The sequence below is a fragment of the Frigidibacter sp. MR17.24 genome, assembly GCF_037095655.1.
Classification (GTDB): Bacteria; Pseudomonadota; Alphaproteobacteria; order Rhodobacterales; family Rhodobacteraceae; genus Frigidibacter.
This window is the reverse complement of the sequence record NZ_JBAWKE010000001.1, coordinates 26,586-38,864: the sequence shown is the minus strand read 5'-3', so window position 1 is coordinate 38,864 and position 12,279 is coordinate 26,586. Positions and strand designations below refer to the sequence as shown.

The 12,279-nt window shown below is 66.9% G+C and carries 11 protein-coding genes; 3 read left to right on the top strand and 8 right to left on the bottom strand.

Annotated features, from left to right (window positions below):
• The first annotated feature begins 92 nt into the window (after nt 1-92).
• A complete protein-coding gene (locus tag V8J39_RS00185; RefSeq protein WP_336458861.1) occupies nt 93-3,929 on the top strand; it encodes a chemotaxis protein CheB in 3,837 nt (1,278 codons plus the stop codon).
• A gap of 10 nt (nt 3,930-3,939) precedes the next feature.
• On the opposite strand, the gene V8J39_RS00180 is transcribed toward V8J39_RS00185, so the two are convergent.
• The 8 genes from V8J39_RS00180 to V8J39_RS00145 all read right to left on the bottom strand — a co-directional run bounded on the left by V8J39_RS00180 (nt 3,940) and on the right by V8J39_RS00145 (nt 10,065).
• Nucleotides 3,940-4,134 carry a hypothetical protein gene (locus V8J39_RS00180; protein WP_336458860.1) on the bottom strand — a complete coding sequence of 65 codons (195 nt, stop codon included), beginning with the start codon at nt 4,132-4,134 and terminating at the stop codon, nt 3,940-3,942.
• A 303-nt stretch (nt 4,135-4,437) separates the two neighbouring features.
• Nucleotides 4,438-4,668, bottom strand: a complete 231-nt coding sequence (locus V8J39_RS00175; RefSeq protein WP_336458859.1) for a hypothetical protein — start codon at nt 4,666-4,668, stop codon at nt 4,438-4,440.
• 86 nt (nt 4,669-4,754) lie between these two features.
• On the bottom strand, nt 4,755-6,434 hold the full coding sequence (locus V8J39_RS00170) for an alpha-amylase family glycosyl hydrolase (RefSeq protein WP_336458858.1): 1,680 nt from the start codon (nt 6,432-6,434) through the stop codon (nt 4,755-4,757).
• Complete coding sequence (locus tag V8J39_RS00165; RefSeq protein ID WP_336458857.1) at nt 6,431-8,056, bottom strand: alpha-glucosidase; 1,626 nt, start codon at nt 8,054-8,056, stop codon at nt 6,431-6,433. Before V8J39_RS00165 ends, V8J39_RS00170 begins: the two co-directional genes overlap by 4 nt.
• Before the next feature lie 80 nt (nt 8,057-8,136).
• A complete protein-coding gene (locus V8J39_RS00160; RefSeq protein ID WP_336458856.1) occupies nt 8,137-8,910 on the bottom strand; it encodes a formate/nitrite transporter family protein in 774 nt (257 codons plus the stop codon).
• Between the two features lie 106 nt (nt 8,911-9,016).
• A complete protein-coding gene (locus V8J39_RS00155) occupies nt 9,017-9,238 on the bottom strand; it encodes a hypothetical protein (protein ID WP_336458855.1) in 222 nt (73 codons plus the stop codon).
• A 63-nt stretch (nt 9,239-9,301) separates the two neighbouring features.
• Nucleotides 9,302-9,802 (bottom strand): MgtC/SapB family protein, encoded by a 501-nt coding sequence (locus tag V8J39_RS00150; RefSeq protein ID WP_336458854.1) that lies wholly within the window; start codon nt 9,800-9,802, stop codon nt 9,302-9,304.
• Nucleotides 9,803-9,849: 47 nt separating this feature from the next.
• Nucleotides 9,850-10,065, bottom strand: a complete 216-nt coding sequence (locus tag V8J39_RS00145) for a hypothetical protein (protein ID WP_336458853.1) — start codon at nt 10,063-10,065, stop codon at nt 9,850-9,852.
• A gap of 249 nt (nt 10,066-10,314) precedes the next feature.
• Between V8J39_RS00145 and V8J39_RS00140 the strand changes: the two genes are divergently transcribed.
• Both V8J39_RS00140 and V8J39_RS00135 read left to right on the top strand, forming a co-directional pair.
• Nucleotides 10,315-10,875 carry a response regulator gene (locus V8J39_RS00140; RefSeq protein ID WP_336458852.1) on the top strand — a complete coding sequence of 187 codons (561 nt, stop codon included), beginning with the start codon at nt 10,315-10,317 and terminating at the stop codon, nt 10,873-10,875.
• Between the two features lie 467 nt (nt 10,876-11,342).
• Entirely contained in the window at nt 11,343-12,200 is an 858-nt protein-coding gene (locus tag V8J39_RS00135) for a glucose 1-dehydrogenase (RefSeq protein WP_336460160.1), read from the top strand.
• Nucleotides 12,201-12,279: the final 79 nt, after the last annotated feature.

Genomic DNA, 12,279 nt, shown 5'->3' with positions numbered 1-12,279 from the left:
CCGGCGCTTTGCGTGCTGAAGGCCCGGTCGTGACATCGCGACCGGGCCCGCCTATGGTTCAACGCCGAAGCGAGAAAGAGCCGACGGGGCCCATGACGAACAAGACTTCCCCACCCGGCCCCTCCACTGTGCCGGTCTGCGCGATTGGTGCATCGGCCGGTGGCGTGAAGGCCTTGCGGGCGCTCTTCTCGCAGTTGCCGCCAAACCTCGGGCTGGCCTATGTGGTCATTGTCCATCTGCCGCCCGACCAGCCCAGCCAGCTGCACCAGATCCTTTCCGAAGTCACCGGCATGCCGGTGGTGCAGGTCGACGACACGCCCGAGCTGCGCCCCGACACAGTCTTCGTCATTCCGCCCGACAATGAACTGGTGATCGAAGGCGACGCAGTCACCACCCGCGAGTTCATCGAGCCACGCGGCCAGAGAGAGCCGATCAATCGGTTTTTCCGATCGATCGCCAAGGGCCGCGGCGACGGCATGGCGGTGCTGCTGTCCGGAGGCGGAGCGGACGGCGCGGCCGGCGCGCGGGCGGTGAAAGAGGCCGGCGGCGTGATCCTCGCACAGGAACCGGACGAGGCCGAGTTCCCGATGATGCCGCGCGCCGTCATCCTCGGGGGCGGCACGGATTTTGTCGGACCGATTGCCACCCTTGCGCTGCGCATTTCCGAGGTCGCCGCGACCAAGCACAGCCTTCGCAAGACGGCGCCCGAAGCCGCCGAACCCATTTTCCGCGAGATACTGACCCTTGTGCGCGATCGGACCGGCCACGATTTCCTGGGTTACAAGGACGCGACCGTGCGGCGCCGCATCGCGCGGCGGATGCAGATCACCCGCAGCGCGAGCCTCGCCGACTATGCGCAGCGCCTTCGCTCGAACGGCGACGAGGCGCAGGAGCTGTTCTCGGAACTGCTGATCTCCGTCACCTCGTTCTTCCGTGACCCAGCCGCTTGGGACCAGCTCTCGGCCGAGGCGGTCGCGCAGATCCTGGAGGCAGCGGACGAGAACGGCATCCGCGCTTGGGTTGTCGGCTGCGCCACTGGGGAAGAGGCCTACAGTCTCGCCATCCTGCTGCGGGAGGCGATGGAAGCGCGGGGAATGAACCTGCCGGTGCAGATCTTCGCCACCGATGTCGACGAGACGGCGCTCGTCTTCGGCCGCGAGGGGCGTTATGGCGCGGGCATCGCCGCCGATGTCGGAGACGAGAGGCTGCGGCGCTTCTTCGACCGTGACGGCGAGGGTTACCGCGTCCGCAAGGAATTGCGCGACAGCGTGCTCTTCGCCCGCCACAGCCTGATGCGCGATCCGCCATTCATGCGCCTCGACCTCGTTTCATGCCGAAACTTGCTGATCTATCTCAACCGCGAGGCGCAGCGCGACGCGCTGGGCACGTTCGCCTACGGGCTCAGGCGCAACGGCTACCTGTTTCTGGGGTTGGCCGAGAACCCCGACGTGCTGTCGGACGACTTTTTGTCGGTAGAGCGCAGCTCGCGCGTCTACCGGCTGCGCACCCGCGCCGTGCGGCACTTCCCGGCCCGCAATGCCAGTCCGCAGGGGCAATGGCCACGCGCCATCGACAGCAGCCGAACCCGCTCGCGCGAGAGCCAGGAGCGCAGCTTTTCAGAAAGCCATGCTGCGGCTCTTGAACGGCTCGCGCCGCCCAGCGTCCTGATCGCACAGGACCTGTCGGTGCTGAACCTCTCGCCGCAGGCCGGGCACTACCTGCTGCCCTCGGCGGGACCGCTGAAAAACAATATCGCAAGCCTCGTGCGGCCCGAGCTGCGGCTCGACCTGCGCGGCGCCATCCGGCGGGCAACCGATCGCGGCGAGCCGACGCTGACGGCACCGGTGACGGTCGCTTTCGATGGCGGAACGCGGGCGGTCGCGCTGCATGTCACACCGGCAACCGGCTCCGAAGGTCAGCCAGCCATTCTGATCCTGTTCCTCGACGGCGGGCCCGTGCCTGCCGGAAACTTCGGCGAGCTGACAGACCAGCCTGCGGGCACCGAGATCCGCCGCCTGCGGGCCGAACTGGAAAGCGCCGAGGCACGTGCCGTGGCGGTCAGCGGCGAATACGAAGTGACCCTGGAAAACCTGCGCATCGCCAATGAGGAGCTGCAGTCGGTCAACGAGGAATATCGCTCGACCGCCGAAGAGCTTGAAGCCTCGCGCGAGGAACTGCAGTCGACGAACGTGGAACTCGAAGCGCTGAACCGCGAACTCGAGGACAATCTTCTGTCGATCCGGGCCGCGCATAGCGACCTCGAGAACGTCATCTCGGCGTCGGACATCGGCACCTTGTTTCTCGACACCGACCTGAAGATCCGGATGGTGACGCCGCGGGTAAAAGAGCTTTTTAATGTCACCGAGGCGGATGTCGGCCGCCCGATCACCGACTTCAGTCACCGGCTGAGCTACGACCGGCTGGCGCAAGACGTTATGCAGGTGCTATGCGACCTGCAGCCGATCGAGCGCGAGCTGTCGGCGACCGATGGGCGCTGGCTGCAGATGCGGTTGCGTCCTTACCGAACACTCGACGATCACATCAGTGGCGTTGTGCTGACCTTTGTCGATGTGACGGCGGGTCGAGAGGCCCTTACCCGTCTGCGTGACAGCGAGGCACGCTTCCGTGGGCTCGCCACGGCGACTGCGCAGGCGACCTTCCGCATGTCGCCCGATTGGGGTGAGCTGCGCGAAATGAAGGGTGGCGGTTTCGTTGCCGATGTCACCACCGCCGAAAGCAGTTGGCTGGTGCGTTTCGTTCCACCAGAGGACCGCGCAAGGCTCGAGGCGGCGATCCTCGGTGCGATGCGTGACCGGGGGATCCTTGCGATCGAGCACCGGATCTGCATCAGGGACGGAGGCATAGGCTGGGCGCAGACCCGAGCAGTTCCCATTCTGGGCGACCGCGGCGAGATCATCGAATGGTTTGGCGCGATGTCGGACCAGACCGCGCGCCGTCGTCACGAGGAAGACCTGCGCGCCGCGCGCGATGCCTTGGCACTGGCCACCCGCGCCTCGTGGCTGGGTTGGGGCAGCTGGGACTATGCCACGGGCGTGGCCGAGTGGGATGCGCGTGCGCGCGAGATCGTCGGATTGGCCGATGGCGAGAACCGCATCGGCGACTGGATGGCGCGCGTGTCCGAGGCGGATCGCACCGAAATCGAGAACGAGATCGCAGCCAGCCTGCGCGAAGGCCGCCCCTTCGAGATCGAATTCCAGCCCGAGAGTGGACCGGCCGCCGGTCGCATCGTGCATGCGACCGGAATGTTCCAGAGCGGCGTCGAGGGATCGGCGGCGCATGGCACGGGGCTCGTGCGCGACGTCACAGAATTGCGCCGTTGGGAGGCGCGCCAGCGGATGCTGGTTGGAGAGCTGAACCACCGGGTGAAGAACCTGCTCGCCGTCATCCAGTCGATCGCCGCACAGACCCGCCGGGGCAGCACCGACCTTAATAGCTTTGGCCGGGCATTCGAGCAGCGGCTCTCTGCCTTGGCAGCGGGGCTGGACACGCTGACCCGCTCAAGCTGGACCGGCACCGACCTGGCCGAGCTGATCGAGAGGACGGCAGGGGCACTGCGCAGGGGCGAGGGACGGCTTCTGACCGAGGGAGAGGCGGTGACGCTGCCACCGGCTGCGGTGATGACGCTCGCGCTCGCACTGCACGAACTTGCAACAAATGCGCTGAAATACGGAGCATGGTCGCGGGCGGGCGGCAAGGTGGTCGTCGCTTGGACACGAGAGGGGGAAAAACTCCGCCTCTGTTGGCGAGAGACCGGAGGTCCAGCTCCATCGGAGCCAAAAGCCCGAGGCTTCGGATCAGCCCTGCTGGAAACCGGGGTGGCTTGGGATCTCGATGGCACGAGTAGTCTAGATTTAATGTCCGAAGGTCTCGTCTACACCCTAGTCTTTCCAGCGCCGCCCGCCGGCTGATCCCGCGCTGTCAATGCAGCCGAGGACCGCGGATCTGGGACGCGCCGTCGGCCTTGGACCCGGGCCGTCGCCGCTGAAGCTTCTCTTCCAGCTGCTTCGCAAGATCGACAAGCCGCTGAGGCGGCTCGGGCATCTCCCCACTATTTTCGTCGTTCTGAAGGAACTGGGGCGGCAAAGGCTTCGCCCGTTTGTCGTCTTCCGGCATGCGCTTGCTCCGTCGTTGTGGCGGCGCAACGCGCCCACGCCTCATTTGCGAAGAGTCTACGCGTCGCGGAGGCAGTCGGATCAGTCCAATGGCATCGGGGCCCAAGCAATGGCCAGTCCACCCAGTCATCCCATGGGTTGCATTTGGGCCGGGAACGCTAGATCGGCCGGCCCGAAAATCTCCGGACCGGCCACAGGTAGCAGGGGACTGCAGGAAACGGAGGCCTGGGGGCCTCCGCATGCTCGAACAGCGGGCGCCATCGAATGTTCCCGGCTGCTGCACCTGACACGGAACCCAAGATCTTCAGTCCGCGAAGGCGAGCGCCGTGCCGACAAAGGCCACGGCGAAGGGACCGACACAGCTGACCCAGGCCGCCGCGAGCAAACCGAGGTCGGCGAATGCAGACGGCACCTTTGATCCTGTCGCCTCGCCAGTCAGCGCGAAGCCGGTGATCAGGAAGACCGTCCCAAGAGCGAGACCGATCAGGAACCGCGCGCTGAGCCAGCACAGTGCTGCAACATCGTCGTCAGACATGAGAAACCTCCTGGCCGCGAGAGCTGTCGAACAGACGAGTGGCGGGGATGTTCCGCCACCCGCGGCCCCTGCCCCGCTAGACGAGCTCAGGATCCTGGGGCGAGGATGGCGAATGCGAGCGGTCCGAGCGCGATGCCATGTCCCTCGCGGCGCGTCGTGCAGCCGGGGGCAGTGAGCATCCTCCAGCGGTCCGAGACGGGCATGAACGCGTCGTCCTCGGAAAAGTTGACGACGATGCGCCGCTCCTCACCCTTGTAGGCCCGGGTCCAGGAGATGATGGGGGCACGTTCACCACCCGCCATTCGCTCCTCGCCCAGGCGCAACACGGGCTCCGTCCGGCGCCAGGCCAGGAAATCGCGCGTGAAGGACAGGACGCTTCCGGGATCATCACATTGGCGGCGCACGCAGAGACGGGCGTGTTCCGCCATCACCGGCAGCCAGGGGGTCGCCTTGCTGAAGCCGCAGTTCTTCTGCCGGTCGTTCCAAGGAAACGGCGTGCGGGCGCCGTCACGCCCCTCGAAGGTCGGCCAGAACGCCTTGGCCCAAGGATCGACGATCTGGTCGTAATCCAGATGCGGATGCGGCAGGCCCAACTCGTCACCCTGATAGAGGATGCAGCCGCCCTTGAGCGTCATCTGGGTGAACAGAAGCATCTTCGCCGCCGCCTCGCGCAGCTCCGCGCCCGCGAAATGGGTGAGGTTGCTGACCGCGCGGATCGTATCGTGGTTGGTGAAGACGTTGAAGAACCAGCCGTTGCCCAGAAGCCGCTCGCGCCGCTCCAGCTGAGCGGTGATCGAGTCGACCTCGGGGTGGCAGTTGATCAGCCCGAAATCGTAGACCGCGTGCAGCGCGCGGCCCTGCTCGGTGAACTCGGCCGCGGCCTGCGAGGTGTCGATGTCGGCCAGCTCGCCGATCAGGACGATGTCGTTGGCATCGGCGAAGGCGCGGAAGCGTTCGAGGATCGCGCGCGTGCCCTCGGCGGCGCGGTCGAAATAATGCAGCTGCGCGGCGAAGGGATTGGTTGGCCCGCCGCCGATCAGCGCGTTCGAGCCCTCGCGCCCTACGGGCGGGTTCGATCGCAGGTCGCGGTCCCAGGACAGACACTGCACCGCGTCGATGCGGAAGCCGTCGACGCCGAGATCGCTCCAATAGCTCATCTCGGCGATCAGCTGGTCCAGAACGGCCGGGTTGTGCAGGTTCAACGCCGGCTGCGAGGCGAGGAACGGATGGTAGTAGTATTGCGACCGCCGCGGCTCCCATGTCCAGGCGGGCCCGCCGAAGGACGACAGCCAGTTGTTGGGCGGGCTGCCGTCGCGCGCGCGATCGGCCCAGACATACCAGTCGGCCTTGGGCGTGTCGTGCCCCTCGCGGCTTTCGGCGAACCAAGGATGTTCGTCCGAAGTATGGCAGGGAATGAAGTCGAGTAGCAGCTTCATCCCGCGGTCATGCACCGCGTCGCGCAGGCGCATGAAATCCTCCATGCTGCCGGCGGTCGGATCGACGAGGCGAAAATCCGAGATGTCGTAGCCGAAATCCTTCTGCGGCGACTTGTAGAACGGCGAGAGCCAGACCGCGTCGACCCCGAGATCGGCGATGTGGTCGAGCCCGGCGAGCACGCCGCCCAGATCGCCGATCCCGTCGCCGTTCGCGTCGCGGAAGCTGCGGATGTAGACCTGATAGATCGCCGCGCCCCGCCACCAGTCGGCGGCAAAGCCGTCGGCCAAGGGCTCGTAAGGCCCCGGCCGGGCCATCGGCGCGCCGGTCATGGCGCGGCGCGGGCGAAGAACGCCCCCCAGGCCGGCAGGTGGATCTCGTCCCCGCGGCGGATGCCTCCGAAGCCGTGGCCCGTGATCTCGGGCCCGGTTTCGGCTGCGGGCAGGTCGAGCACCTGTTCGGCGTCCGACAGGTTGAAGGCGCAGGTCAGCGCCCCGTCGGCCAAAATGCGTCGAAAGCCGAGGATCTCCCCGGAGGTCTCGAAGAATTCCATGCCGCCTTGACGCAGCGCGGGCTGCTCGCCCCGCCAGCGCAGGAAGCGGCGCAGCCGGTTCAGGGTCGAGCCCGGAAGCGCGTCCTGCCCCGCGACCGAACGTTCGAGATGCGCCTGCGGCACCGGCAGCCAGGGCTCGACCTGCGAGAAGCCGCCCGAGGGAGCGTCGCCGGTCCAGGGCATCGGCGTGCGTGCCCCGTCGCGCCCCTTGTAGGCCGGCCAGAATTCGCGGCCGTAGGGATCGACGACGCGGTCCTGCGGCAGCTCGGCCTGCGGCAGGCCGAGTTCTGCCCCTTGGTAGAGACAGAAGGCCCCGCGCAGGCAGGCGAGCGCCGCCATCAGCACGGTGACGGCATCGGGCGTCTCCTCGGCCCCGAGGCGGGTGATCGCGCGGGTGAAGTCGTGGTTGTCGAGCGCCCAGGCCGGCCAGCCGGCATCCTCATCATGGCCAAGGTCGCGCGCGACCTCGCGCAGAACGCCCGGCGAAACGTGGTGCGCGCCCAGAAGCCAGTAGCCATAGGCCAGCTGCAACCGCTTCACGGCGGTGTATTCGCGATGCACCCGCACCGCCTCGGACTGGTTCAGCTCGCCCAGGAGCGCGCGACCGCCGTAGCCGTCGCAAAGTGCCCTGAGCCGTTCGAGGAAGGTCACCGTCTCGGGGCGGACGATGTCGTGGATGTGGAGCTGGCGCGAATAGGGATTGAACTCGAAGGCCTCTCCTTCGGGGATGTCGGGGTTCGGGGGATTGTCGCGCAGCTCGGCGTCGTGGGCGTAGAAGGTGCAGACGTCGAGCCGGAAGCCGTCGACCCCCATGTCGAGCCAGAAGCGGCAGGTGTCCAGCACAGCCTGCTGCACCGCCGGGCAATGGTAGTTCAGGTCCGGCTGCTCGCGCAGGAAATTGTGCAGGTAATACTGGCTGCGCCGCGGCTCCCACTGCCAGGACGAGCCGCCGAAGACCGAGAGCCAGTTGTTGGGCGGACCGCCGTCGGGTTTCGGATCGGCCCAGACATACCAGTCGGCCTTGGCGTTTGCGCGCCCCTCGCGGCTTTCCAGGAACCACGCATGCTGATCGGACGTATGCGACAGCACCTGGTCCATGATGACCCTAAGGCCCCGATCATGCGCGCGCTCCAGAAGATCGCGGAAATCCTGCAGGTCGCCGAACAGCGGATCGACGGCGAGATAGTCCGCGACATCGTAGCCGAAGTCCTTCATCGGCGATTTCACGAAGGGCGATATCCAGATCGCGTCGACCCCGAGCGAGGCCACGTGATCGAGCTTTTCGGCGATGCCCCGAAGGTCGCCGATGCCGTTGCCGGTCGTGTCGAGATAGCTGCGCGGGTAGATCTGGTAGATCACCGCGCCCTTCCACCAGTCGTCGGGGGCGGGTTCGAATGCCATGGGTTTCCTGTGCCTTGCCTTGTCGAGGGGGCTGAATGGCGAAGGCGGAGGAATGTTCCCGGCGGGCGGCGCAGGCCGGCTCAGCGCCCGGCGGTCGCGTCCTCGTCCGTGCCGCTGTCGTGATCGGCCCGCACCTGTGCATGGCTGATCAGCGCGAAGATCAGCGTGCCACCGATGACGTTGCCGGCCAGGACCGGCAGCCAGAAGCGGAAGATCGCGGCTCCGGTCGCGGTTTCACCCAGCATCAGTAGGTGAAGCACCTCGACCGTGCCGACGATGACATGCGGAAAGTCGCCGATGGCGATGAGATAGGTCGCGAGGAAAATGATCGCGAGCTTGGCCTGACCGGTCGCGTAGATCGCCCAGACCATCGTGGCGATCAGCCAGCCCGAGATGATGCCCCCTCCCAGCATCTGCAGCGCGGGCTTCTCGACGAGATGGTGACCGATCTCGACGAAGGCCTCGCCCACGTCCGGCGGAAAGACCGGCATGAAGGCGAAGACCGCCGCGGCGATCAGGCCGCCCAGCGTGTTGCCCGCAAGCACCACGCCCCAAAGCCGCAGCAGGCGCATCAGGTTGCGCCGGTCGGGCCGGGTCATGAACGGCAGCACCGCCGTCACCGTGTTTTCGGTGAAAAGCTGCTGGTTCGCGGCGATGACGAAGAGAAAGCCCACAGTGTAACCCATGGCCTCGAACAGAAAGCCGAAGTCGGTCTCGGGCAGGTTCGCGCGCAGGATGCCGCGGGCCATGAACGAGGTGCTCATCGTGATCCCGCCCGCGACGGCCGACCACAGAAGGGCCATCACCTCGCGGTTCAGTTCCTTGTCGCCGTCGCGGCGGATGACCTCGTGCACCGCGGCCGAGGTCGAGGGAAGACGCGTTTCCAGCTCTTCGACCCCGTCGCCGGGGTGATCCTGCCGAACCTGCGGGACAGGTGCATGAGGGTCCGCGTCGCCCCGCTTACTGCGCCTGTCGTCTCTCGCGCCGTCGCCGGGCCCTGTCCTGTTCATCGAACACCTTCTCCTCGGGTGTCAGGGGCGTGTCCGTCTCGGACCGCTTGATGCGCCAGCCTTCGCGCGCTGGATCAGCCTTGTTCACGTCGCGATCGGACCGCTCGGGCTGTCCTTCGCCGCTCTGGCCAGGTGCCGAATGCGGATGATTGCTGCCGGATCTTCTGGTCATGTCGTGCCTTTCTGGAAGGGGAAGCCTCCAGAACAGGCGGGCCATGTGGATGTTCCCGGGGCATCAACTGCGATCTCGCCCCCGCGCGTCGACCCGGTCGGCACCCAGCTTGAAGGCCCACAGCACGACGATCGTGGTCATTGCCGCGATCGCGCCAAGGCCGGCGAGGCCAACGCCGCAAGCAAGTCCGACCGCACCGGCCATCCACATCCCGGCCCCTGTCGTCAGCCCTTTCACTCGCCCGCCGGAGGTGATGATCGACCCCGCAGCCAGGAAGGCGACGCCGGCCGTCACCGCCTCGATCAGACGCAGGATGTCGATGCGCTCGTCCGCCGCGCCCCCGCGCGTGTCGGCCGCCGCGATCAGTTCGAGTGCGATCAGAGCAAACAGGCAGCTGGCCGCAGCGATCAGAACATGGGTCCTGAGGCCCGCCGCCTTGTCGCGCAGTTCCCGCTCGAACCCGATCGCGCCGCCAAGCAGGATTGCGAGCATCACGCGCAGCAGCGCCACCCCGGGCGGGGTGGCCGCGAAAGAGATCGAAAGTTCCGACATCACCAGATCCATGGTTTCGAAACGCCGCCGACATGCCCACGTTCCCGGGTTTCCGCGCCTCAGACCTCGCGCGCCCAGGCCCGCAGGGCACCGCAGCGGGTGATGAAGTCGCCAGCGCCCTGCGCCGCGTCGTCGCCGGCAATCGGCGCGCCCTGCAAGGTGGTCGGGTGAGCCATGTCCCGGCCGTGGCGATGGTGCAGCTCGCCCCCCGGGCCGGTCTCGACGGGGTTCTGGGTCTGCGGTGGCACTGGCGGGGTGTAGCCGTCATCGGTCATCGGCGTTCCCTGTGTTGAGGCATCATGAGGAGAAGGGCGCGCGCAAATTTTCCCGCGCGCGACACCGTCGCGCGGGCTGAAATCCGCCGATGCCAGGCAGGCCGGTTTGCGGACCCATTTGCACGCGTGGCTTGAGGGTGGATGATGCGGAAAGCGCAGTCGTGTCAAGCTGCGGGTTCATCCGGGACGGGCGAGAGCCTAGGCTGGGCAAAGATTTCGTGACCGAAACCGGATCCTTGGGGGGTGGCCGTGCGGATCCTGCTGGTGGAAGATGACTACATCCTAGCAACCGGACTCAGCGCCGAGCTGGCCCGTCTTGGCGCGCGGATCATCGGACCGTTCCGACGCGACGGCGACGCGATGGCCGCGGCGGACGAGGCCGGCGGCGCGATCCTCGACATCCAGCTGGTTCGGGGCACGTCTTTCGCGCTGGCCGAGCGGCTGATGGCAAGACGGGTGCCCCTTCTTTTCTACTCCGGCACGGATCGCGCGCTGCCGATCCGGTTCAGCGACGTCCCGCGCTTTTCGAAGCCCACGGGCGCCCGCTGCCTGTTGACCGAGCTTGAAAGACAGGGCGCGCGGCGTCCGCTTTCAGCCCCCTCGGGTCCGATGGCGGCGCTGCCGCTTCTGCGGGCCGAGGCACGCCGTCTGCTGGCAGACGGCGCGGCGGCGGACCGGTTGGTCGAGGCGACGCTCGAGCGCGCCATCCGTCTTGCCGCCGATCGTGACAGGTCCGAGCCGGTGGCGGTCTGGCTGGCGCGGCTTTTACGGAGCGAACATCGCAGGCGAGGCAGCGGCTTGTTGAATTGAGTGCCTGACAAGTCTGTGCAAACGCATCGGCTTGCCGTTTGGACCGCGAGTGGCGAGGTCCTTCGTTTCTGACAGATGCGCCCACAGCCGGTCCTGAAGCCTTTGTGCCAGCTCGATCATCCGGTCGGGCGCTACGGGCATGTCCTGCGTCTCCCCAAGCTGGGCTTCCGGGGCGCTGCTCGGCTTCTTCGGGTCTTTCTTGGCCATGTGTGCCCTTGGCACTCCTGCTGGAGGACATCCGCGCTTCCTGCAGCACTCTAGCCCGTTGCATCGCGTGATCCTACCGTCAATGGGGCCGGTGTCGGATCCGAGTCGAAACGCCAGTTTTCACCACACGGCTCCGCCCCCTCCCGGCGCGACGATAATTCCGGAACCTTCTGGTGGTTCGCCTGTTCGAGGCGCGTCATGCTCAATCGTCAGCGGCATGCCCCGCGCGGCCCGCCGTTGACCCAGTGAATGGACCTGCCATGAGCCATCCCGCACCGCCCTTCCCCGCCCAATCCCAGCCTATGCCGGGCGCGACCGACAGGATGACCCCGCGCCCCGACCACGGCGAGGACAGCTATCGCGGCTCGGGGCGACTGGCCGACAAGGTCGCGCTGATCACCGGGGCCGACAGCGGCATCGGACGCGCAGTGGCGTTGGCCTTCGCGCGCGAAGGTGCCGATGTCGCCATCGCCTATCTCGATGAGGATGCCGAGGCGGAAGAGACCGCGGCATTGGTGCGAACGGCGGGGCGTCGCGCGCATCTGCTGCCGGGCGACATCGGCGGCGCCGAGCATTGCCGGATGCTGGTCGACAAGACCGTCGCGGCGTTCGGAAAGCTCGACATCCTCGTGAACAACGCCGCTCACCAGGCAAGATTCGACAGTCTTGAGCAGATCAGCGACGAGGAATGGGACACAACCTTCCGCGTCAACGTCACGGCGATGTTCCGGCTGGCGAAGGCCGCGCTGCCGCATCTACGGGAGAGCCGCGGCACCATCATCAACACGACCTCGATCAACGCGGACAAACCGAACCCCGGGCTTTTGGCCTATGCCGTGACGAAGGGCGCAATCCAGAACTTCACCGTGGGGCTTGCGGGACTGCTGGCGGGTGACGGCATTCGGGTGAACTGCGTGGCCCCGGGTCCGGTCTGGACACCGCTCATCCCCTCGACCATGCCCGAGGATGATGTCGAGAGCTTCGGGGGCCAGACGCCGATGGGTCGACCCGGCCAGCCGGCGGAGCTCGCCTCCGCCTACGTGATGCTGGCCGACCCGGCCTCTTCCTACACGACGGGCGCCACCATCGCGGTCAACGGCGGGCAACCGATGATCTGAAGTCGAAAGCGGGCCGTCCCTCGGGACGGCCCGCTTCCCGGCTCAGACGGGCGTCGCGTGGATGCTTTGGTCCGGCAGC